This window comes from Phocaeicola faecium (assembly GCF_014837055.1).
Lineage (GTDB): Bacteria > Bacteroidota > Bacteroidia > Bacteroidales > Bacteroidaceae > Phocaeicola > Phocaeicola gallinarum.
This window is the reverse complement of sequence record NZ_JACSPQ010000060.1, coordinates 1-22,455: the sequence shown is the minus strand read 5'-3', so window position 1 is coordinate 22,455 and position 22,455 is coordinate 1. Positions and strand designations below refer to the sequence as shown.

Sequence of the window (22,455 nt, the reverse complement as noted above, 5' to 3'; positions counted from 1 at the left end):
CGCAGCACAACGGTTTTCAAGACCGCCGCAATCGACCACTCTGCCACCTCTCCTAAAATCCGTTTTCGGAAGTGCTTCGTTTCAAAAGCGATGCAAAGGTACGCATTATTTTTGATTATGCAAGCATTTGATGTGAAAAATTTATTTTTCTTTTTTATTCTGCTTGGGCAGACGCATATTTTTCAGCAACTCCCGGTGGAAACGCATCTCGGCTTTCTGGATGAGGTAAATCTTTTTAGACGAGAGAAAACGCTTGTATTTACGTACGTATTCCAAATCTAAACGGTCTACGTCAATGCGAGCTTGGATTACGTCTTCCACTATTTGAGCATATTCTTCTTCAGTAGTGTTTTCTTCTTTCCCTTTCCTTTGTTTTTGCCATGCTGCTTTGTTACACTCACGTTTTTTGTCTTGCAGTTCGAAGTATAGAGGAAAGAACTGTTGAGCCTCTTTTGCACTTAATTGCGCCTTTTCTGTGATAAAAGCCTGCTGGCGTTCACGGAATTCTTCCTTGCTCAAGTGAGAATGTTGGGCTTGCACCCTTATTGCGCAGGTCATTATGACCATTATCAGTATACCTATTTTATTTTTCATCTTGTTTCATTAATTATTTATATATTTCCGCATTGGCATCTGTCAGATATTGGTATAACGTATAATCGTCCATCATGGTTTGATTGATGATACCGTCGATGTATTCGTCTGCCAGTTCGGAGGCTTCGGTCGTATCGTTGTCTGTTGAAGCTTTTTCTCCGACAAACATTCGAACGCTTAACATTAGTCCGCAGAACATAGCCGCCATGTATATCCACGGTTTGATACGCTGCCATGTAGTTATAGGGGGGACTTCACGAGATTCTCTTTCCGGAAGTTGTTCCATTATACGATCGGCAAATCCTTCAAAATAACCTTCGGGTACGCTGAAAGGATTTTGTTTTCCGCATCTTTCTTGCAATTTTTTTTCTTCCTTCATCATGGTTTCAATCTCTTTTATGATTTAGATTCATTAGCATAGAAAAGGTTTAATCGTTTTGGTTAAAAAAGTCTTCTATTTTCTTCACGGCGTGGTGGTAAGAGGCTTTCAGTGCACCTACGCTTGTGCCGAGTATTTCCGACATGTCTTCATATTTCATCTCCTGAAAATATTTCAGGTTGAATATCATCCGCTGTTTTTCGGGCAGGCGGAGTACGGCTTGCTGAAGCTGTTTCTGGGTTTCGTCTCCATCGAAGTAAGGGTCACTTTCCAACTTGTTGACAAGGGTAGAGTCTACATCGTCTATCGAAAGGTTCTGTTCCGCCCGACGCTTGTTTAGAAAATTCAGACATTCGTTTAAGGCGATGCGGTACAGCCATGTAGAAAGTTTCGCATCGCCCCTGAAATAATCCAAGTTGCTCCATGCTTTGATAAAGGTGTTTTGCAGCAAATCATTGGCGTCGTCGTGCGAAATCACCAAGCGCCTGATTTGCCAATAAAGCTGTTCGCTGTATATCTTTACCACCTCGCCGAACGCTTCCCGTTGGGTTTTCGGGTCTTGAAGCAGGGCGGATATGTTTTGTTCTTTGTAGCTGTTCATGATTGGAAACAAATCTTTATCATTGGCGTATGATTGTATATCGGGGTGATTGGTTTAATAGAGTTAGGTTTATTTAACGGCTCAGAGTGACAGCATCAGGTTTTCTTTTGCCAGTACGGTGTTAGGGAAAACTGCCGAGGCTTCTTCGTATAATACTGTTTCGTCTTCGTAGCGGGCAGAGAAGTGACCGATTACCAGCCGTTTCACTTGGGCATCGCGGGCTATTTGTGCCGCCTGTGTTGCCGTGGTGTGAAATGTTTGCCGGGCACGCACTGTTTCCGAGGAGGCAAATGTTGCTTCGTGGAACAGCAGGTCCACTCCTTTTATTTGTTCTGCGATGCGCGGCAGGTATATCGTGTCCGAACAGTAAGCATACGAGCGGGGAGGGGCGGAAGGTGTGGTCAGCCGTTCGTTAGGAACGATGGTGCCGTCTTCCAGCGTGTAATCTTCTCCGTTTTTGATGCGGTTAATCATGTAAGTCGGGATTTGGTAAAAGTCTATCATATCTCGGCGGATGTGGTTGGGGGTCGGTTTTTCGCGGAAAAGAAATCCGCACGTAGGGATGCGGTGACGCAGCGGAATGGTTTCCACGCTTACCGAGCGGTCGTCGTAGATAACGGAACGTTCGCCGGGATTAATGGGGTGAAACACTACATTGTACGTCATGTCTTTGCAGAAAAAATCTATCTGCGGCAGAAGAAACTGTTGCAAATCGGAATTGGCATGGATATGTAAATCGGCAGTGCGCTCCAACATGCCGAACGTAGAAATCAGCCCCATCAGCCCGAAGCAGTGGTCGCCGTGGAGGTGGGAGATGAAAATGTGGTTCAGTCGGTTAAAGCGGAGGCGAGAGCGCCGCAACTGTACCTGCGCTCCCTCGCCGCAGTCTATCATAAACAGTTTTTCGCGGATGTTTACCACCTGCGAAGTAGCCTGATGGCGGATGGTAGGCAGTGCCGATCCGCATCCCAAGATATGTATGTCAAACTTTTCCATGCAGGCAAAGATAATGATTTCGACGGTTTTTAAGAAATTTGTCTGCCCTCTGTTTTCGGTTATGCATTATTTTCGTAAAACGCTACCGCTTGCGTTGGTGAAAACATGCGGTAGTGTTACCCGACGCTACCGCATGTGTCAGTCAACGCAAGCGGTAGAATTTATTCTTTCAAGCGGTAGGATTTTGCGGTACAGAGGCTTTGCAGACATTTATAAAATATATACCTTTGCGCAAAAATACGTGGATATGATAAAAAAGTTTGTTCTCAGTTGGCTTTTCTTAGCCTTGTTATGTTTGCCCCTTTGCGCGCAAATACAAGACCCTGTGAAGTTTAAAACCGAATGGAAAGAGGTTTCTAACACCGAGGCCGAAATTATTTTTACGGGAAAGATAGATAAAGGTTGGCATGTTTATTCTACCGACCTGCCCGAAGGAGGTCCTATCTCGGCTACCTTCAATGTTGAGAAAATGGAGGGTGCGGAGCTTGTAGGGAAACTGACTCCGCGCGGAACGGAAAAAGACATGATGGACCCCATTTTCGGGATGCAGGTGCGCTTTTTCGAAAACACTGCTACTTTTGTTCAGAAAATCAAACTGACCGGCGGTGGTAGTTACGATATTTCCGGCTATCTGGAGTATGGGGCATGTAACGATGAGAATTGTCTTCCACCCACTGCTGTGGACTTCTCGTTTAAGGGACAGGCTGCTGCTGCCCCTGTAGCTCCGGCTGCGAAGGAAAGCAAACCGGAAGTCGCTGCCAGCGATACCACAAGCATTCCGCTGATTCCGCTCACGCCTGCCATGTCTCCGAAAATGGATTACTGGAAGCCGGTTATCAGCGAGTTGAACCAATTCGGAGAGCAAATCAACAGTGAGTCTCATTCGTGGCTGTATATTTTCTTCGCCGGTTTCGTAGGCGGATTGCTGGCTTTGTTTACACCGTGTGTGTGGCCTATTATTCCGATGACGGTAAGTTTCTTCTTAAAGCGTACGAAGGATAAGAAGAAAGGAGTGCGCGATGCGTGGACTTACGGAGCTTCCATCGTGGTGATTTATCTGACTTTGGGACTTGCCATTACGCTGATATTTGGGGCAAATGCGCTTAACGCATTGTCGACAAACGCTATATTCAATATCTTCTTCTTCCTGATGTTGGTGGTGTTCGCGGCATCGTTCTTCGGTGCGTTCGAGATAACCTTGCCTTCGAAGTGGACGAACGCCGTAGACAGTAAGGCGGAACAGACCACAGGATTGCTGAGCATCTTCCTCATGGCGTTTACCCTTTCGCTGGTATCATTCTCATGTACCGGACCGATTATCGGTTTCTTGCTGGTAGAGGTCTCTACTACCGGCAGTGTGATAGCTCCTGCACTCGGTATGTTGGGCTTTGCCCTTGCTTTGGCTTTGCCCTTTACGCTGTTTGCCCTGTTCCCGTCGTGGCTGAAGTCGATGCCGAAATCCGGCGGATGGATGAATGCCATCAAGGTTACGTTAGGATTCCTTGAACTTGCCTTTGCTCTGAAGTTCCTGTCGGTGGCAGACCTTGCTTACGGATGGCGCATCTTGGATCGTGAAACCTTCTTGGCTTTGTGGATTGTGATTTTCGGACTATTGGGGTTATACTTGTTGGGCAAAATCAAGTTCCCGCACGATGATGACAATAATAAAGTAAGCGTTCCCCGCTTCTTCTTGGCGCTTGCCTCGCTTGCATTCGCCGTTTACATGATTCCGGGACTTTGGGGCGCACCGCTGAAAGCAGTCAGTGCGTTTGCTCCTCCTATGCAGACTCAAGATTTCAATTTGTATAAAAACGAAGTACACGCTCAGTTCTACGATTACGAAGAAGGTATGGAGTATGCCCGCCGTCAGGGAAAACCCGTGATGATTGACTTTACTGGCTACGGATGTGTGAACTGCCGGAAAATGGAGCTTGCCGTTTGGACAGACCCGAAGGTGAGCAAATTGTTGACCGAAGACTATGTGCTCATTACGCTGTATGTCGATGAAAAGGCTAAACTTCCCGAACCCGTAAAGATTACAGAGAATGGGGTAGAGCGTACGTTGCGTACGGTGGGCGACAAGTGGAGCTATCTGCAACGCTCTAAGTTCGGCGCAAACGCCCAGCCTTTCTACGTATTGCTGGACAACGAAGGTATGCCGCTCAACAAATCGTATTCGTACGATGAAGACGTGCAGAAGTACGTAGACTTCCTGAACGTGGGACTGAAGAATTATAACGCGGCGAAATAAATCATGGAATGTAAGTTTACAAAACAAGAAAGAGAACAAATTATTGCTTTGATTCACCAAGAGGTAGTGCCGGCGATAGGTTGTACCGAACCTATCGCAGTGGCACTCTGTGTGGCAAAAGCAACTGAAGCGCTGGGCAAACGTCCGGAAAAGATTGACGTACAGCTCAGTGCGAATATTCTGAAAAACGCGATGGGAGTGGGGATTCCGGGCACTGACATGATAGGTCTGCCCATTGCCGTAGCCTTAGGTGCGCTCATCGGAAAGTCGGCGTATCAGTTGGAAGTGTTGAAAGACTGTACTCCCGAAGCTGTGGCAGAAGGAAAACGGATGATAGACTCCCAAATCATTACCATCGGGTTAAAGGCTGACATTGAAGAAAAACTCTATATCGAAGTAACCTGCGAGGCGGGTACCGATCGGGCGACAGCCATTATCAGCGGCGGTCATACGAAGTTTGTCTACGTGAGTCGGAACGATGAAATCTTGCTCGACAAGCGTACGTCGGACGCTGCGCAGGCAGAAACCGCTTCGGTAGACCTGAATCTGAAAAAGGTTTACGACTTTGCTACTACCGCTCCGCTCGAAGAGCTTACTTTCATTTTGGAAGCCAAGCGACTGAACAAGCAGGCTGCCGAACGCTCGTTCGAGGGAAACTACGGACACGAGTTGGGCAAAATGTTGCGAAGCAGCGGCACGGAACAGCGCATCATGGGAAACAATACCTTTACCCACATCCTGTCGTATACCTCTGCTGCCTGCGACGCACGTATGGCAGGAGCCATGATTCCGGTGATGAGCAATTCGGGAAGTGGCAATCAAGGCATAGCCGCTACCCTTCCTGTGGTAATCTATGCCGAAGACAATCATAAATCGGAAGAAGAACTGACCCGTGCGCTGATATTGAGCCACCTTACAGCCATCTACATCAAGCAGAATCTGGGAAAACTCTCGGCATTGTGCGGATGTGTGGTGGCAGCCACAGGAAGCAGTTGCGGAATCACCTACCTGATGGGTGGAGACTATCAGCAGGTATCGTTTGCGGTTCAGAACATGATAGCCAACCTTACCGGAATGATTTGCGACGGAGCCAAACCCAGTTGTGCGCTGAAGCTCACCAGCGGAGTATCCACCGCAGTGTTGTCTGCTATCTTGGCAATGGAGCATAAATGCGTAACCTCCGTAGAGGGAATCATTGAGGACAACGTAGACCGGAGTATCCGGAATCTGACCCAAATCGGTTCGGTAGGAATGAACGAAACAGACAAATTGGTGTTAAATATCATGACGCATAAACATTGCGATTGACAGACTGTTTGTTTCGTGAAGCAGAGAGCCAGATAAAAATAGTATCTTTGTGACATTATAGGGAATAAATTAAAAAGAAATTATGAGTATATTTTCAAAACTATTCGGAAAAAAACAAGAAGAGAATGCCGAAGGAAGTGTTCGTGTTGGAGGCATGGAAGACTTCATGACGCTAATCCGCGTATATTATCAGGCGGTGATGGCTTCACAGTTAGGCATCAGCAACATTAATCTTTTACCTGATATGGCAGTGTTTAAGCGTACACTGAAAGTTCCTACTCAAAATAACAAGTTGGGAATAGCAGAAAAGTCGCGTTGCAGAAAGATGCTGATGGACATTTACGGCTTAAGCGAAGGCTTTTTCAAAGAAATAGATGCTTCGGTAAAGAAACATTGCAGGACGGTGAACGACGTGAAGAACTATTTCTTCATGTTTCAGGGCTTCAGCCAAGACCTGATGATGGTGGTAGGCAACCTGATGCAATGGAAATTCCGTATGCCGGGCTTTATGAAGAAAATGTTGCGCAGCATGACCGATAAAACCATCCACGACATTCTTACCAAAACCACATGGAAGGATGACAGCATCCGTAAGACGTGTGCCAATATACGCCAGTACCAACATGCGCTGAGCTATTCGGAAGCATGGATGTCGGAATACGTATATAATATAGTGGCGTTGGCAAAAAAAGAGCCGAAACCTAAAGCATAATGCGGATGGTTGAACAGCCGTTAGTAGAACATCATCCTTTAGAACCTTTCTTGCCCGGCAATGCTGTGCTGCTGATGCTGGGCAGTTTCCCGCCCCAAAAGAAACGTTGGAGCATGGAGTTCTTTTACCCGAACTGGAATAACGACATGTGGCGTATTTTCGGTCTCGTGTTTTTCGGAGACAAAGACCATTTTGTGTGCCCGGGCGGGAAAGGGTTTGATAAGGAGTCAATCAGCTCCTTCCTCAAAGAGAAAGGTGTGGCGCTGTATGATACGGCATCCGTGGTGCGACGCCTGCAAGACAATGCTTCCGATAAATATTTGGAGGTAGTGGAACCGACGGATGTCGGTCTGCTGCTGAAGCAACTCCCGTCTTGTCGCGCCGTAGTGACCACCGGACAAAAAGCCACCGACGTGTTGTGTGAGCAGATGCAGGTAACAGAGCCTCCCGTGGGGAGTAAAAGTCCGTTTCATTACGCCGACCGCGACATGCGCCTCTACCGTATGCCTTCTTCCAGCCGCGCATATCCGTTGAAATTAGAAAAAAAAGCTGAGATATACCGCATCATGTTCAGCGAGTTAGGGCTTATATCGGGATGAATTTTAAAAATATCTGCAAAAGAAGGTTGCATATATGAAAATTTGTACTACCTTTGCAACCGCAAACACGGGAATAGCTCAGTTGGTAGAGCATCGGTCTCCAAAACCGAGTGTCGGGAGTTCGAGCCTCTCTTCCCGTGCTGAGATAGGTTGAAGCTACAAACTTCAACCTATTTTTTTTTATCTCTCTTATAATAAGCCATTTATATTATTTTCGGAAGATCGGAAAATTCTATTCGTAGAACCGACTAATTCTATGGGTAGAACCGGGTGACTTATCCGCATGAAATGAGTAACACTAACGGTTGCGTTTTCCGGGGAGCGGCAGGGGATTTCTGCCTGTACTTTCACAGGGCAGGAGGATGGAATAAAATCAATCGGGTTTGCGAACAAAAAGAAATGTCGTTTGTTTTATAGATTGTGATAAAAAACCTATAAAACAATGAAAAACATTAAGATTTTCGGGGTACTTTGTATCACACTCTCTTTGCTTTGCAGTTGCCAAATTTATAGTGTGGTAAAGGATGCTACCGATCATGAAGAGGCTCGCGTTATAATGAAAGACGGCACAGAATACGTGGGGCGTGTAAAGATGCCGAAGTGTAATACGGAAAATATTCGTCTTACAACGGCGGACGGGAAGAAAGTCAAGTTGAAGAATACCGACATCGAAGTGCTGGGCGTGTGGAAGAAAACGCATACCGATATGTGTCACTACCTTGTATGCCACCCATACCGGACGAATAAAATGTTCTCTACCAAGAAGGAAAAAATCATAAAACCACAGTGGATGGCTGTGGAAGCACAAGGCGACCATGTGGAGTTCTACTGTTGCAGCTATAAATACAGCATCCCGAAAGACGGTACGCTTACGATAAGCAGTGTGCAGAATGGCGATATAATTTACATAGCCCGTAAGGTAGGCGATGAAAACGGATACGTCATCGGTTACAAAACCGGTGGGAAGAAGTTCTGGCGCAGCCAGCTTGTAAAGTATCTTGAAGATGACCCAAGCCTGTGCGCCAAGCTCGAAAACAAAGAGATAGAGCCGGATGATTTGGAAAAGATTGCCGATTTATATAATCCCGTAAGAGAATGAAAATAAAGTTACTTCTGCTTTTCGGGCTGTTTCTTTGGGCAGGAGCTAAGGGTTCGGCACAAACTGGCTATACCCACGTCGAACTGCAAGGCGGGTATGAATTGTTTCCAAGCATGAGTAATAAGTCTGGATTTTGCCTTAATTTAGGTGCGCGTTATGCTTTCAGTGAGAAGTTTTTCATCGCCTCTCTGTTACACTGCGGCATCAATAACGGCACTTATGAGGGGGTGTATGCCGGAGAGACGATAAGCCTTAAACATACGTTGCGCGAATACATGCTGGGAGCAGGTCCGGGAATATACCTTTATAACGGGGGAAACAAATGGATATATGCCGACGTGCTTTTCGGTTACGGTTTTGGTGAAGAACTGAAAGCCTCTGAAAACAGTACGTCGAAATCGTTAAACGGTTTCGCGGCAGCCGTTCAGCTTGGGATTGAACGTCAGATTAATAACGGGTTGATTATCGGCGTAAATACGGGAGCACACCTCATCGGAGGGAAAGTCAGTCCCTCCCTCTGCCTGAAAGCTGGAATGTTTCTTAACCTCTGATTACATATATAATATTGTGTAGGTTAGTCACTGAGAGGGGTGGACTTTCGTCCTCGTGAAGTTATGTCGTCCCCTCATTCCGGTAATCCGAAGGCGAGACTCCGCAATGCTTCTTGAAGTAACGCCCGAAGACAGACTGGTCGGGGAAGTGCAACTGATAGGCAATTTCTTTGATGCTGAGTTTGGTCTGCCGTAAGTAATGCTGTGCTTGCAGCAGGGTGAATGTTTCTATCCACCGGATGGCGGTACGTCCCGACTTTGCTTTGATAACCGAAGAAAGATAGTTGGGCGAGAGGTGCTGTTCTTTGGCGTAAAAAGTAACGGAACGCTCTTGGGCACAGTTGCGGAATGCCGACATAAGAAAACGGTTGAATATCCTTTCCTCACGGTTTTGGGGGAGTTCTTCTACCGGCGCACAGTTGAAATAGATTTCCAATGCTTCGAGGCAGAGATTTTGTAACAAGACCTGTACCAACATGCGAAGCAGCCGCACCGACCTCGGTTTCGTGGCTTGCTTGAGCAGTTCGGTGCGGGTCTTTAGTATTTCAGCAGACTGTTCCAATCTTTGACATTGCGTTGCGTTCAGCTTCACGCAGGGATGAGAACGGATGGCAAAACGCTCTGTCGCCGGTATGTTCGATAATGCCGGTTGGATAGTGTCCAGCTCTCCTTCCATCAAGCAACCTTCGATGTCCTCTGTATGGCGCACGATGCGTATGAACGTATAAGGCGTGTAGAGACATAATACCCCCTTTTCTATATGAAAGCTGTGATTGTTCAGCAGTATGTCGGCTTCTCCCTTTCGGCATAAGAAGAAGCCATACTTGTTTTGCGATACGGTGGCGTAATTCGCCAAAAGCTGTCTGACATCCAGCATCTGATAAGCCAACTGTTCCATAGTATATCTTTCATTTATTCCGCAAATTAACCAATAAGATTCATATATTTGTCATCTTTCATCCTTAATATTTTCTTTTATCGTTGAAATTGCACAGTAGCCCCCATGAATTGCACTTCTTTGCGACTGCTGTCCGGACTAACTTTGCCTGCAGACAACAAGAAAAAGTAAAGTCATGAAACATTTGCTCTTATTGGTATTTTGGTTCTTTGCCTTGCCCTGCATCTACGGACAAGAAAAGACCTATTCGTTGAAAGAATGTGTGGAAACAGGTCTCCGTAACAATCTTTCGCTGAAGAACAGCCGGCTGTCTGTGCTGAAAAGCCAAACGGCTTTAACCCAAAGCCGCTCGCGGCTGCTCCCCGTACTGTCTGCCGATTTCCAAATGGCAGATTACCTGATGAAGCCTGCCAATGTAACCACCGGTGCATTGCTGGGCAGCGATTTCCCCGATAACCCTACGTGGCAGAAAATCCAAAGTATGCAGTATGCCATGTCTGCGGGAATCCGGTTCGGTGTTCCCCTTTATAACCAGACGGTGCTTTCGGCAACGAAGGTGGCTCGCACGGTACAAGAACTCAGCAATTTGTCCTACGAGAAAGCCGTGGAAGACCTTACCGTACAGATTGGCAACGTGTATTATTTGGCGCAAGCCTCATTGGAACTGCAAAAGCTGTTGGATGAGAATATCCGCCGGATGGAAGAGCTCTGCACCATTACCGAGGAACTTTATAAAGGCGGAGTGGTATTGGAGGTGGATTTAACCCGTGTGCAAATCAATCTGAAAAGCCTCGTAGCGCAGCGCGACCAGTATGCGACGCTTTACGAACAACAGTTGAACCTGCTCCGCTTCCTGCTCGACCTTCCTCCCGAAACGCCTATGGCAGTCTGCCCGATGCCGTCCGAAGTAGTCCTGCTTCAGGCAGAAGGTGTCAGCGAATCCCTTCCCGAACTGCGGTTGCTCTCTACCCGTCAGGAGCTGACAGACCGCCAGATTAAGGCTGTACGCGCCGGATACATCCCCTCCATCTCGTTGGGCGGACAATTCGGAGCAATAGGATATCAGGAGAAATTCCATCATTTCTTTCACACCTCGGGCGAGACCCATAATTGGTTCGGAAATACGTATCTCGCCCTGTCGGTACACATCCCGATTTTCGACGGCAATGACAAGCGGCTGAAAGTACGTCAATACCGTTACGATAGGCAGCAGGCGGAAACAACCTTCGATATGCGTCGCAAGCAACTGGACAAAGAGTATGCCGACGCTTCTCGCCAGCTCCGTCATAATATCGAAGTATTCCATACACAGAAAGACAGTTACCGTCAGGCGGAAGACGTATATGCCGTGACCGAAGAGAAGTATAAAGAGGGAGTGGCATCCATGACGGAACTACTGCAAGACGAGATGCGGCTCCGCACGGCACAGTCGGCGTGTGTACAGGCGCATTGCCAGTGTAACGTGGCTCAGCTTACGCTGCTGAAACTGTCGGGAGACTTGGAAACCTTTATCCGATAATTCACCGACACGTAAGGATATTTTTATATGTAAACTACTAAATAAAATTTTGATATGGAAACTACAACGAATACCCGCAAACAAGAATCCGGAAAAGTCTTTACCATGAAAAAGGCAGTCGGCATTATAGGCATCTTCCTCGCTATATGGGGACTATATGCCATCATATCTCTTTTTGTCGACTATAAATCCAATGAAACGACCGACGATGCGCAGGTGGAACAATACCTTTCGCCCGTCAACATCCGAGTGCCGGGCTATATCAAGAAGATTTACTTTACCGAGCATCAACATGTGCGTAAGGGAGACACCTTGCTCGTATTGGAAGACGATGAATACCGCATCCGTCTGAAAGAGGCGGAAGCAGCCTTGATGGACGCACGGAGCGGACGTAAGGTGGTGGCAAACACGCTGAATACCGTATCCAACTCAGCTTCGGTGTACGATGCTTCCATTGCTGAGGCTCAATACCGCATGGAACAGTTGGAGAAAGATTACCGCCGATACAGCTCTTTGCTGAAGAAAAACGCCACCACGCCCATAGTAGTGGAGCAGTATCAGACGCAGTTGGAAATGTCTCGTGCAAGGGTGGCGGCACTGAAGCAACAGCGGGAAGCCGCCCACTCCTCCGTCACCGAGGTAGACCAGCGTCAGGAGAATGCCGAGGCTGCCGTCAAACGTGCCGAAGCTGCTGTGGACTTGGCGGCACTGAATCTGTCGTACACGGTGGTAACTGCACCCTGCAACGGCTGTCTGGGGGCGACGTTCCATCGAAGAAGGTCAGCTGGTAAATGCCGGACAGACACTCACCACCATCATCCCCGATACCCGAAAATGGGTGGTGGCAAACTATAAGGAAACACAAATCTCCTCGTTGGCTGTGGGGCAGGAAGTGGAAGTAACGGTAGATGCTTTCGCAGGAAAAACATTTAAAGGGCGCATAACCGCCATCAGTTCCGCCACCGGCTCGAAATACTCGATGGTTCCTACGGACAACTCGGCGGGAAACTTTGTGAAAATTCAGCAGCGCGTTCCGGTGCGTATCGAACTGACGGACATCTCCGACGAAGATAACGCACGCTTGGCTGCCGGAATGATGTGTGTGGTAAAAGCAAACCTCTGATAATACAACCCCATGCTTATGAAAACGAATTACCCATTTTACGACTGGATGCCCAAACCGATAGGCGTACTCATCCTGTTGGCGTTGTTCGTACCGCTGTTCTTTTCGGGCGGAACATACCTGAGCAACATCAACGAGATGGCGGGAGGCATGGGTGTGCTGACCGAGAACTTCCAGTTTCTGAGCCTCTGTGCCAGTATCGGCATGTCGATGGTCTTCCCCTTCATGCTGCCTTACTTACAGGCGCGTAACGTAAAGCATGTTTACTTGGGAGGCTACACCCTGCTGGCGTTGCTTAACGGGGTATGTGCCGTTACCGAAAACATTCCGGTATTGATGGCGTGCTGCTTCCTGATTGGCTTCATCCGTGTGGCGCTGGTACTGAATACCACCTTCGTCATCGCCCCCTACCTGCTGGGCATACAAACGCTTGACATGTTCCTTTATGAGCCTGATTCACCGGAAGGTGCCTATAAGAATGACCATGCCCGTACGGTACTGATGCCCGTGCTCTACTGTTACATACTCTGCATCGTGCAGTTCAGCAACTACGTTTCGGCGTGGGTGGCATACGAGTTTCGCTGGGAATACACCTACCTGCTGGTCATGGGCATGATGCTCGCTGCCATTCTGCTGGTGTCGTTTACCTTCTGCCATGCGCCCACGCATCGGTATCATTTGCCGTGGCGATTGCTACCCGATGCCCTGCTGCTGACGCTGGCGATGGGAGCATTCTGCTACATCATGGTGTTCGGAAAGACTTACGATTGGTTTGCCCAGCGCTCGATTTGCGTGGCTTGGGCGGTGATGCTTGTCTGCGGAGGGGGATTCCTGTGGCTCTCTGCCGCCGTAAGACAGAAGCGGGTGCTGGAATTGGGCATCTTCCGTTACCGCTACACGTGGTACGGTATCGGCATCTTCATCCTGCTGATGCTGATAAACAGCAGCACCCTCTTCGTTACCACCTATCTCAAGATGTCTACTCTTTCCGGCAACTTAGAGAGCGCCACCGTCTCCTGCTGGGCAATACCGGGCTGCGTGGCGGGACTTGTCTTTACGCTGATATGCGTGTTTCGGGGGGTGCATTTCCGTTACATCTACGCCGCAGGCTTTCTGTTGATGCTGGCTGCCAATCTGTATATGTTTTTCCACTACCAGACGATGGGCGTGTATGAGCATACCATCCCTCCGACGTTGCTTCATTACTCCGGCATGTTGGTACTGTATTCCGTAACCTGCGCTTTTGCCATGAAACACCTGCCCATACGTTACTTCGCCACGTGGCTGTTTCTGATGGTGGCGGTACGGAATGTGGTGGCTCCCGCTATCGGAACATCCGTTTACGGCAACTGGCTTCAGGAGCGGCAGCAGCATTACATCACCCGCTTGGTGCAAGACGTCCGTACCGACAATCCACAGTCTGCCGCCCGCTTCATGCAGGTAACCCGTTTGGGGCAACTGCAAGGAAAAGACGGTATGGAAGCCTCCCGCTTGGCATCTACGCTGATGAAGGGGCAAGTCACCCTGCAAGCCACGCTGGTGGCAATGAAAGACATTACGGGGTCTACCGTTTGGATTTGCTTGGGCAGCGCCTTAGCTGTCTTGCTGATGCCTTATCACCGGAATGAGAAAACTTAAGAACAAGCATGAATTATGAATAATCAACTATACGTAACGATGGAAATAAAGAAACGGACAGTTCTCGACGCAATACAGAAAAACGAAGGGAACATTGATTTTTATGATTTGGAAGAAACTACCGGGATGGAAGCCATAGAGTTGTTTTCCATTGTAGAAGCACTGGCAAAAGAAAACCGCATACTGATGCGCCTGAACCATCTGGACGAGGATACCTATATTTATAAGTCGACAGGCGATATGCTGTATGAGCGGTTCATGGATTTGCTGTTCGTCTATCGCGGAAAAAGACGCAGTGTGGCTTTCTATGCTTCGCGGTTATGTATCACTCCCAAATACTTGTGCAGCATAGTGAAGAAAGCAAGTGGCAAGACACCCACAGAGTGGATAAACGAAACGACCATCAGAGAAATAGAATACAGGCTTTGTCATACGCAGTCGTCTATTAAAGAAATAGTCTACGCGCTGGAGTTTCCGAACCTTTCCATCTTCGGGAAATTCTTCAAAGCCCATAAAGGCGTGTCTCCCAAAGCATACCGTATGACACACTGTAATGTTTAATTTTTTAAATGGATAAAATTATGAATAAGACTGCGATTGGAGAAAATGCAGGTATCGTATGGCGTGCGCTGCATAACAATACGTTTTCTTGGGAGGAACTCTTGAGAAATACAAGCCTTAACCCGATAGAGCTGGCCTGTGCCATTGGTTGGCTGGCTCGTGAAGACAAGATTGTCGTTTCCTACCGCAACGGCATTGTCTACTTCGACATTTACCACGAAACATACTATTGAAAGTTTGTTTTATAAGCTCGCTTTTGTAGATATAATTTACTCGTTTGCAGACTATATCAGCAACCGGAAATCAACCTGTCATTTCTCTTTTAAAACGCTACCGTTAGCGTTGCTGTGTCTAAGCGGTAGCGTTACCCGACACTACCCATAGAATTCATCGGTTCTATGGGTAGAATTTTCGGGGGCTTAAAATTCAGGAAAAAATAAAACAAAATTTTACTCCGCTTCTTTTGCAAACTCGCCCTTTTATTTAGAAAATTATTGTTATCTTCGCAAATAAATTAGGAAGAAAAATGAAAGCAAATGCTCCTCATATTGTGCAATATCAAGGTTCTAAACGGATTTTAGCACCTCAAATATTACGCTATTTTCCGTTACGATTTAAACGGCTGATTGAACCATTTGCGGGTATGGCTGCCATTTCTATTGCCGTAGCACAACAGAATCGAACTTCTAATTACATTATTAATGATATTAACGGTCCTTTAGTTGCTTTGTTAAGAGAAGCTATACAAAATCCGGACTTGTTGATAACTAAATATCAATTTTTATGGAATGGGCAGTTTGAATATCCCGGAGGGAGCGTGGAGCATTATTATTATGTGCGTGAGTTGTTTAATGCAGGAGAGCAATCGGCAGAAAATATGCTTTATCTTTTGGCTCGTTGTGTGAAAGGAGCTGTTCGTTACGGGCGAAATGGTAATTTTAATCAATCTCCAGATAAGAGGCGGAATGGAACAAATCCTCAAACTTTGGCAAATAATGTAAGAAATATTTCTGGTATGTTGAAAGATAAAGTGGAGTTTGCAGCAACTGATTATAGGGAGATATTGAATACAGCAGAAAAAGGAGATATCGTTTACATGGATCCGCCTTATCAAGGTGTTTCTAATGCGAAAGATAGCCGTTATGTTTCAGGTATTGATTTTGCCGATTTTATTGAAGCCATAGACGTACTGAACCGGAAGGGAGTGGATTTCGTAATTAGTTATGATGGTAAGTGTGGAGATAGAGTGTATGGAGAAGAACTGCCTATCGATTTAGAATGTCAGAAGATATATTTGAATGCTGGTCTTTCAAGCCAGTCTACATTATTGGGGAAAAGGGAGACAACGCTTGAGGCTCTTTATATTAGTAAAAATTTGAGTCAAAAAGGAATATCCTTGCCTATATAAATATTTTTTCAGAAGTTTGAGCTTGCAACATGAATAAACTGCCACAATCATTTATAAATAAACTTAAATCTGTGACAAATAAACGTCCGGCTACAGTTATCAGGCATATACTGAAACATGGGTATATTACAACGGAAGAATTGAAAAATATTTATGGGTATAATCATCCTCCACGGGCTATACGAGATGTGAGAGAACAAGGTGTGCCCATAGAAACTTATCGAATAAAAGGAGAAGACGGACGGTCTATAGCAGCTTATCGTTTTGGTAATCCGGAAGATGTTGATAAGCAAATAAGCAAATCAGCAGGTCGCACTGTTTTGTCGAAAGCCTTAAAGCGGGCTTTAATAGAAAAGTATGGATCAAAATGTTTTATTTATTCAGAACGGTTAAATGAGTCGCTTTTACAAGTAGACCATCGTATTCCATACGAAATAGGTGGAGAACAGGATGAGCAAAATGTAGATATGTATATGTTACTAAGTCCTTCGGCTAACCGTGCTAAGTCATGGACGTGTGAGCATTGTTTGAATTGGGAAAAACATGATGCTTCTTTTTGTATGAGTTGTTTTTGGGCATACCCTGAACATTATACTCATATTGCGGGATATCACCAGCGTCGTATAACTCTTACTTTTACAGGCGATGAGATAGAAGATTACGCTAAACTTATAAGACTTGTAGGAGAAGAACGGGTTGAAAAAACTATTAAAAGTTTAATTCATCACTATTTAAAATAACACCTTAGATTTGCATCTGAGGCTACCAGATAAAATAGAAAAGATAAATTTGTGAAGCAAAGAAAGAATGCAGGAGGTGAACCTAAGAAGCAGTATGTAATAAAGGTTTGTAGAGAAGCACTATTTCAACGAAGATAGTGCTTCTTTGTTTTTCATGAAGTTTGTCGTAATGTCAGAACCCCACTTGCTTTTGTTGCTCGGCATTGTAACGGTCGCCTGTCACGGGAATGGCGGCAACGGCATCTTCTAATTGCTTCCACTCCTCGGCAGTTAAGGCGAACTCCAACGTACGGAGATTTTCTTCTAAATGCGAAAGTTTCGTTGTTCCCGGAATGGGGACAATCCACGGTGCTTTCTGTAAGAGCCAGCCGAGGGCAAGCTGTGCAGCAGTCATGCCGCGTTCACGTCCGTACCGTTGCAGCACGCTGACGATGCGGTAGTTGGCACGCATGGCTTCGGGAGTAAAGCGGGGTAGGGTGGTACGGTTATCATTGTTCGGGTCGAATTCGGTGTACTCGTTCAAATCGCCGCCGAGAAACCCGCGGTTCATCGGACTGTATGGTACGAACCCGATACCTAACTCGCGGCAGACATCCAACACGCTGTTCCGCTCTACCTCGCGGTGCATCAGGTGATGCTCGCTCTGGATGGCGGTAAGCGGACAGACGGCGTGCGCCTTGCGGATGGTGTCAGCACTGACTTCACACATGCCCCAATGCAATACTTTGCCTTCCTTAATCAAGTCTTGAATGGTTCCCGCTACGTCCTCCACCGGAGTGTTCGGGTCGAAGCGATGTTGGTAGAACATCGGAATAACATCGGTTCGCAGGCGTTTCAATGATTCTTCGCAATAACGGCGGATGGTGGCGGGACGACTGTCCTGACGCCCGGTAGCCTTGCCGTTGATGACTTCGTGACCGAATTTGGTCGTCACGTTTACTCTTCCGTGGAACTCGCTGAAGGCTTCGCCCGCCAAGAGCTCGTTGTTAAGCGGTCCGTAGACGATGGCTGTGTCAAACAGCGTTACTCTTATTATTAGAAACGGTATGTGTGACGGCTTGTACCTTATCCAGCGCCGGAGAAACAGTCAGCGTCGCACCCATGACAGCGGCTGTTTTCAGGAAGCCCCTACGACTGAATTTTTCTTTTTCTTTCATACGTCCTGTCTTTTGCTTTGTTGAATCTTTTTAATTATCCTTGCCGGGTTTCCACCCACTACGGTCAGAGGCGGAACATCGTGTGTCACCACGCTGTTGGCTCCCACTATCGAACCATAACCTATCCGTACGCCGGGTAAGATGGTAGCTCCGATGCCTATCCACACTTTGTCTTCGATAACGATCGGACGCCCATACGTGGCACTGCGGTTGTCCGGATCAGGGTCGTGGTTAATGGTGATAAGATTTACTTTAGGCGCTATAAAAACATCGTTCCCCAGCGTAATTCCGCCACGGTCGAAGAACGTGCATCCCTGTTGAATCCAACACCGTTTCCCCATGCGGATATTCTTGCCAAAATCTACGTAGAAAGGAGGCAGAAGTGTTACCGAGGAGTCAACCTCCTGTCCGGTAATGCGCGAGAGATAGCCACGCACTTCGTCGGGTGTATGATAGCCCGTATTCAGTTCGTTAGCCAATTTCATTGTGTCCCAAATGGCATTTATCAGTTCATCGTATCCGGGTTCGTCGGGCGATACCATTGCTCCCGATAAATCTTTCTTGAAAATATCTTCCATAGTCCAATCATTTATAATCTTTTGCTACAAAGTTAGCAGGTATTGGACGTATGGATTTTGCTCATCGGCTCAAAGTATTTTGTTCGGAAGGTCAGGATACAAAAATGCCCTGCAAAGCAGATGGCTTGCAAGGCATGTATATAAGTAATCAATAGCTTATGCTGTTGGCAGGAGACGAACCATACTTTTCTTTATAAATCTTTGAAAAATGAGATAAGTTTTTGAAACCGACTTCGAAACAAATATCTGTGACATTCCGTACGCCCGACCGGATTAGCGCATGGGCAGCCTCTAGCCTGCGGCGGATAATCCATTTCTGTGGCGAAAGTTCGCTAACCTTCTTGAAATCACGCTTGAACGTAGCAAGGCTGCGTCCGGTATAATTGGCTATTTCCTCTAAAGAAAGATCGTTCATGTAATTCTTTTCCAAGAATTCTAAAATATCAATCTTCCACGGGTCGGCAAAATCGAAAAACGAGGCATACAGGCTTTTATCCGTATGTAGCAAAACATATACACCTTCTGCCATTTTCAGGTTCAGCAACTCCTCCGTAGGTTGGATGCCGGAATCGAAATAAGGTGTCATCGACTCAAACAGGCTTACAATATCGGGACGGTTGGAAGGTAATTTGCGCAAACTGACTTTACTCCTCCGCACCTCTTCCGGTAATTGGTTTTTATCTAACCTGCCATAAAATTCACGCAAGAATCTGGTAGTAAACATTAGGAATATAGCCTTAAACTGTTCCCCCTTATACGCCCGTTTGGTTAGCTGCACGCCAAAATCCTTACGTATAAAGGCACAATCCCCTTTATGCAATCGGGTAACCGTCTCCCGCTCATTGATTTCCAGTTCTCCCGAATACATATACACCAACACATGCGAATGATTACGGTGCAGACAACTCATTCCGTCGTTAAAATACATTGCCAGAAAAATATCAGAATAGCGCAACGTATTGATACCCTCCAAATTATTTGTTTCCATGATTCCCGCCAATTATAGTTCCGATACAAAAATAGTAGTTTATTCTGATATAAAGTTTGTTGTGAAGCTCAAATTGGTTTGGCTGTATATATAAATAGAAAAAATCATGCGGATGAAATTATCAGTTTTTTCCGCATGAATCTTTTGGGGGTATGCAGATATATCATTTAGAGTATTCCTTCAGAAAGAATCTGTTGTTCTCTATATGTTTAGGTATTACTCCATATACTTCCTTAAAGCATTTGATGAAATAGTGTCATTAGTGTCTTATTTTAACGGGACACTAATGTGTGTTCATCAAAAAAAAGGAAATAAAATCCTTTTTGATAGATCTTTTAAAGATTTTTCTACAGTTCCACTTGGGTAAATTCTGATAATTTGATTTCATATCCTAATTCGGGCCATCCCACATAGATTTCATTGTCATCTGTGTGTTTGACAATCATTACTTGTTGAGATAGATTGATTTTGTAAAAGAAATCGTACGCATCTATGGGTAGTTTGTAAATACATGTGTTTCCTTTGTATTCGATAAAAAGTGTCAGGCAAGTCCAGCTAATGACTACATCTTTTAAATGGTAGGTATCTTTCAAGTCTATTCTGCCAGCAAACAGTTCTTTGGCTTGTTCGAATACAATGCTACCTTGTTCTTTATCCCATTTGTTCATGATTCTTGCCCATATTTTTTCCTCTTTATTTTTTGGCTTTTTTAGATCTATCATTTCCATTGCTTCGGGTAGTTCGAATAAGTTTCCGGTTTCAGGATTGGCCTCCAAATAAAGTGTATGAGTTTCTTTGTCGTAAGTGTGGCAATAAAAACACCATTGTCTGTGCTTTCCGCTACCTCTGCTAGCTTGAAGGATGGGAGGGTCGTCTTCCGTATCTATCGACCAAAAACAAAATATCAATGCATCTTTCAGTGTAAAGGTACAAGTGTCTTTTCCCGCTTCCAAACATAATACAATGTAGCACCCATTTGTGGCACGTCCAAAATCATGTTCTACTAATACCCACACTTGGCTATTCTGCCGATAGGGGCAACCGGGTATACGCCAGAAACTTATGGTTCCCCAATTAAATAACATCATACTTTGGCTGGCATATTTACTGAATTCCGCTTCTGTATAACGTCGAAGTAAGATAGTACAGTTTTCAATGATTTTCCACAAATTAGTTGCTTTGATCAGTTTTTTTAAGTTGAAAGAAATTTCGTGTGCGTCCATTCTTTCCGGATACCAGAAAGATAACATGTCGTCCAATTCGTCTATTAGTTGGTAAAAAGTACGTTGGACATTATTTTTATATGGATCGATATTTTTGCATCGTATATAGATTATTGTTACAATACCCCAATATACATTAGGTTCGTCCATTTTCAGATCCATTAGGATCGGAGCTGTTTCTTGTTGGAATTTTTGTGAGCAGTCCTCATAATCATCGTCTACCAGCATGAGCATTAATAATCGGAGCCATTTCTTATCTTTGCGATTAATTTCAGATAAAATCTGATCGCTGAAATAGGTAGCCCCTTTGAATATGCGTGCTAAGTTATATAGATGTGTGTCTGTAAGGCAATATTCTTCCAAGATTCTATTCCATACTTCGTTTATTGTACTTTCTTTTGTTTGTCCGTTCATTAACCTATAAATAACCATTTTCCCCTTATAACCCAATTCTTTGGCTAAAGCAGAGTGTGATGGCGCAAAAGCACGGTTCTCTATAAGGCATTGTAATATGTCTAATTTTTCATTCATTTGGTATCAAATTAAGGGTATTTTGGTACTTTCGAAAAATTAGCTTCTCAAAAGTTTCTTCTTACCCGTAGTCAAATTTATGATAATTCTTATTTTTGTGTGAGATGATTTGGTAAAGGTAAAAAAATTCCTATAATAGAGCGTCATGTTCGGTAAAAAATGTATCTTTGTAGTATTCGGTCGGAGAAATGACTGAATAGACATAGAAAGCGTTTTTTGCTTTCGTCCTAAGAAACGAAATCGCCAAATTCAGACTCAGATGGATGAAAGAACATGACGCTCATCTGTTTTGTATATGTTCGTGTACAGCCCATGCTGTATCCACATAGCAAGACGGCGTGGGAATATTGTTTATATTCATTTCTGAGTGAGGCGTTTGGCGATGCCTGTTTCTTGATGGATAGCAGACAAGTCCTCACGCCTTTACTTTTGTGTTAAATCTAATGCTGAATTCGGAGGGCTTATAGGCGTATAAGAAATGTAGGCTGTATATGGAATTTGATAAGGAAACTATAATCGAGAAGTTCCAAAATAGCAATTGGTTGGAAAAGGCCCAAAATTGCTTAAAGACACCGGAAGAATTAAAACAATTATCTGATAAATTGAGTGGTTATATGAATAAAGACGGGTTAAAAGATGTGCGAAACCAGTTAACTCAATTGTTAGTTTATCTAAAACAATTGTTGACGAAAGGATACTATGATTAAAGATAATACGCTTGTTCTTATGGTAGCGGTCATTATTTATGTTGTGTCTCCGATAGATTTGATGCCTGATTTTCTTCCAGCAGTTGGATTTATTGATGATAGTGCTCTTGTAGCATGGTTATTCCAGAAATTAGGAGATAAGCTAACCCAATCTGTACAATAAACAGAACAGGGAAAGGAAGAGAATGTATAGGAATTTTTGAATTAAATATTGAAAAAACGTAAGCATTCGGTAAACCACGTATTTTCGTCTCCAACTTCCATCATTAACTTTACGTCCAAAAAGCCAAGTTA

At 45.2% G+C, this 22,455-nt stretch carries 23 protein-coding genes, 1 tRNA gene and 2 pseudogenes; 16 read left to right on the top strand and 10 right to left on the bottom strand.

Annotation, left to right across the window (positions count from 1 at the left end; translation table 11 throughout):
• Window positions 1-141 precede the first annotated feature (141 nt).
• The 4 genes from H9626_RS14655 to H9626_RS14640 form a co-directional block, all read right to left on the bottom strand.
• The gene (locus tag H9626_RS14655) at window positions 142-594 is read right to left on the bottom strand and encodes a hypothetical protein (RefSeq protein ID WP_191710956.1); all 453 of its coding nucleotides are present in this window, start codon (window positions 592-594) and stop codon (window positions 142-144) included.
• A gap of 13 nt (window positions 595-607) precedes the next feature.
• Window positions 608-973, bottom strand: coding sequence for a hypothetical protein (locus H9626_RS14650; protein WP_191710958.1), 366 nt, complete (start codon window positions 971-973; stop codon window positions 608-610).
• Window positions 974-1,022: 49 nt separating this feature from the next.
• The gene (locus H9626_RS14645; protein ID WP_178256557.1) at window positions 1,023-1,574 is read right to left on the bottom strand and encodes an RNA polymerase sigma factor; all 552 of its coding nucleotides are present in this window, start codon (window positions 1,572-1,574) and stop codon (window positions 1,023-1,025) included.
• 81 nt (window positions 1,575-1,655) lie between these two features.
• Window positions 1,656-2,570 carry a ribonuclease Z gene (locus H9626_RS14640; RefSeq protein WP_191710955.1) on the bottom strand — a complete coding sequence of 305 codons (915 nt, stop codon included), beginning with the start codon at window positions 2,568-2,570 and terminating at the stop codon, window positions 1,656-1,658.
• Between the two features lie 247 nt (window positions 2,571-2,817).
• Here H9626_RS14640 and H9626_RS14635 point away from each other — a divergent pair, with 247 nt between their 5' ends.
• From H9626_RS14635 to H9626_RS14605, 7 genes are all read left to right on the top strand, one after another.
• Window positions 2,818-4,821, top strand: coding sequence for a protein-disulfide reductase DsbD family protein (locus H9626_RS14635; protein ID WP_191710954.1), 2,004 nt, complete (start codon window positions 2,818-2,820; stop codon window positions 4,819-4,821).
• Between the two features lie 3 nt (window positions 4,822-4,824).
• On the top strand, window positions 4,825-6,129 hold the full coding sequence (locus H9626_RS14630) for an L-cysteine desulfidase family protein (protein WP_178256237.1): 1,305 nt from the start codon (window positions 4,825-4,827) through the stop codon (window positions 6,127-6,129).
• 82 nt (window positions 6,130-6,211) lie between these two features.
• Entirely contained in the window at window positions 6,212-6,841 is a 630-nt protein-coding gene (locus tag H9626_RS14625; protein ID WP_178256236.1) for a DUF8491 family protein, read from the top strand.
• 5 nt (window positions 6,842-6,846) lie between these two features.
• Window positions 6,847-7,440 (top strand): uracil-DNA glycosylase family protein, encoded by a 594-nt coding sequence (locus H9626_RS14620; protein ID WP_191710953.1) that lies wholly within the window; start codon window positions 6,847-6,849, stop codon window positions 7,438-7,440.
• A 67-nt stretch (window positions 7,441-7,507) separates the two neighbouring features.
• Window positions 7,508-7,580 (top strand) — tRNA-Trp (locus H9626_RS14615).
• Between the two features lie 302 nt (window positions 7,581-7,882).
• Window positions 7,883-8,539, top strand: a complete 657-nt coding sequence (locus tag H9626_RS14610) for a hypothetical protein (protein ID WP_178257676.1) — start codon at window positions 7,883-7,885, stop codon at window positions 8,537-8,539.
• Window positions 8,536-9,090 carry a hypothetical protein gene (locus H9626_RS14605; RefSeq protein WP_191710952.1) on the top strand — a complete coding sequence of 185 codons (555 nt, stop codon included), beginning with the start codon at window positions 8,536-8,538 and terminating at the stop codon, window positions 9,088-9,090. The genes H9626_RS14610 and H9626_RS14605 overlap by 4 nt, the downstream gene beginning before the upstream one ends.
• 61 nt (window positions 9,091-9,151) lie before the next feature.
• Here the strand turns inward: H9626_RS14605 and H9626_RS14600 are convergent, their stop codons facing one another.
• Window positions 9,152-9,988 carry a helix-turn-helix domain-containing protein gene (locus H9626_RS14600; protein WP_191710951.1) on the bottom strand — a complete coding sequence of 279 codons (837 nt, stop codon included), beginning with the start codon at window positions 9,986-9,988 and terminating at the stop codon, window positions 9,152-9,154.
• Window positions 9,989-10,163: 175 nt separating this feature from the next.
• Here H9626_RS14600 and H9626_RS14595 point away from each other — a divergent pair, with 175 nt between their 5' ends.
• The 7 genes and pseudogenes from H9626_RS14595 (at window position 10,164) to H9626_RS14565 (ending at window position 16,977) form a co-directional block, all read left to right on the top strand.
• On the top strand, window positions 10,164-11,507 hold the full coding sequence (locus H9626_RS14595) for a TolC family protein (RefSeq protein WP_191710950.1): 1,344 nt from the start codon (window positions 10,164-10,166) through the stop codon (window positions 11,505-11,507).
• 54 nt (window positions 11,508-11,561) lie between these two features.
• Window positions 11,562-12,630: pseudogene (locus H9626_RS14590) on the top strand (HlyD family secretion protein).
• Window positions 12,631-12,648: 18 nt separating this feature from the next.
• Entirely contained in the window at window positions 12,649-14,268 is a 1,620-nt protein-coding gene (locus H9626_RS14585; protein ID WP_191710949.1) for a hypothetical protein, read from the top strand.
• 15 nt (window positions 14,269-14,283) lie between these two features.
• The gene (locus tag H9626_RS14580; protein WP_178257681.1) at window positions 14,284-14,829 is read left to right on the top strand and encodes a helix-turn-helix domain-containing protein; all 546 of its coding nucleotides are present in this window, start codon (window positions 14,284-14,286) and stop codon (window positions 14,827-14,829) included.
• A gap of 20 nt (window positions 14,830-14,849) precedes the next feature.
• On the top strand, window positions 14,850-15,062 hold the full coding sequence (locus H9626_RS14575) for a winged helix-turn-helix domain-containing protein (RefSeq protein ID WP_178257682.1): 213 nt from the start codon (window positions 14,850-14,852) through the stop codon (window positions 15,060-15,062).
• Between the two features lie 293 nt (window positions 15,063-15,355).
• Window positions 15,356-16,237 carry a DNA adenine methylase gene (locus H9626_RS14570; protein WP_191710948.1) on the top strand — a complete coding sequence of 294 codons (882 nt, stop codon included), beginning with the start codon at window positions 15,356-15,358 and terminating at the stop codon, window positions 16,235-16,237.
• Between the two features lie 29 nt (window positions 16,238-16,266).
• On the top strand, window positions 16,267-16,977 hold the full coding sequence (locus H9626_RS14565; RefSeq protein ID WP_191710947.1) for a helix-turn-helix domain-containing protein: 711 nt from the start codon (window positions 16,267-16,269) through the stop codon (window positions 16,975-16,977).
• Window positions 16,978-17,149: 172 nt separating this feature from the next.
• Here H9626_RS14565 and H9626_RS14560 read toward each other — a convergent pair.
• The 5 genes and pseudogenes from H9626_RS14560 to H9626_RS14545 all read right to left on the bottom strand — a co-directional run.
• Window positions 17,150-18,004 (bottom strand): annotated as a pseudogene (locus H9626_RS14560) (aldo/keto reductase); the annotation flags it as partial.
• Entirely contained in the window at window positions 17,991-18,134 is a 144-nt protein-coding gene (locus H9626_RS15545; protein WP_225231040.1) for a twin-arginine translocation signal domain-containing protein, read from the bottom strand. The gene H9626_RS15545 and the pseudogene H9626_RS14560, both read right to left, overlap by 14 nt.
• On the bottom strand, window positions 18,131-18,712 hold the full coding sequence (locus tag H9626_RS14555; protein ID WP_178257685.1) for a sugar O-acetyltransferase: 582 nt from the start codon (window positions 18,710-18,712) through the stop codon (window positions 18,131-18,133). The genes H9626_RS15545 and H9626_RS14555 overlap by 4 nt, the downstream gene beginning before the upstream one ends.
• Window positions 18,713-18,860: 148 nt before the next feature.
• Window positions 18,861-19,700: a helix-turn-helix transcriptional regulator gene (locus tag H9626_RS14550; RefSeq protein WP_191710946.1), complete on the bottom strand. Its 840-nt coding sequence runs from the start codon at window positions 19,698-19,700 to the stop codon at window positions 18,861-18,863.
• A gap of 347 nt (window positions 19,701-20,047) precedes the next feature.
• Entirely contained in the window at window positions 20,048-21,454 is a 1,407-nt protein-coding gene (locus H9626_RS14545; protein WP_191710945.1) for a hypothetical protein, read from the bottom strand.
• Between the two features lie 491 nt (window positions 21,455-21,945).
• On the opposite strand from H9626_RS14545, the gene H9626_RS14540 reads away from it, so the two are divergent.
• Both H9626_RS14540 and H9626_RS14535 read left to right on the top strand, forming a co-directional pair.
• A complete protein-coding gene (locus tag H9626_RS14540) occupies window positions 21,946-22,161 on the top strand; it encodes a hypothetical protein (protein ID WP_191710944.1) in 216 nt (71 codons plus the stop codon).
• Complete coding sequence (locus tag H9626_RS14535; RefSeq protein ID WP_191710943.1) at window positions 22,154-22,324, top strand: YkvA family protein; 171 nt, start codon at window positions 22,154-22,156, stop codon at window positions 22,322-22,324. The genes H9626_RS14540 and H9626_RS14535 overlap by 8 nt, the downstream gene beginning before the upstream one ends.
• The last annotated feature ends 131 nt before the right edge of the window (window positions 22,325-22,455 follow it).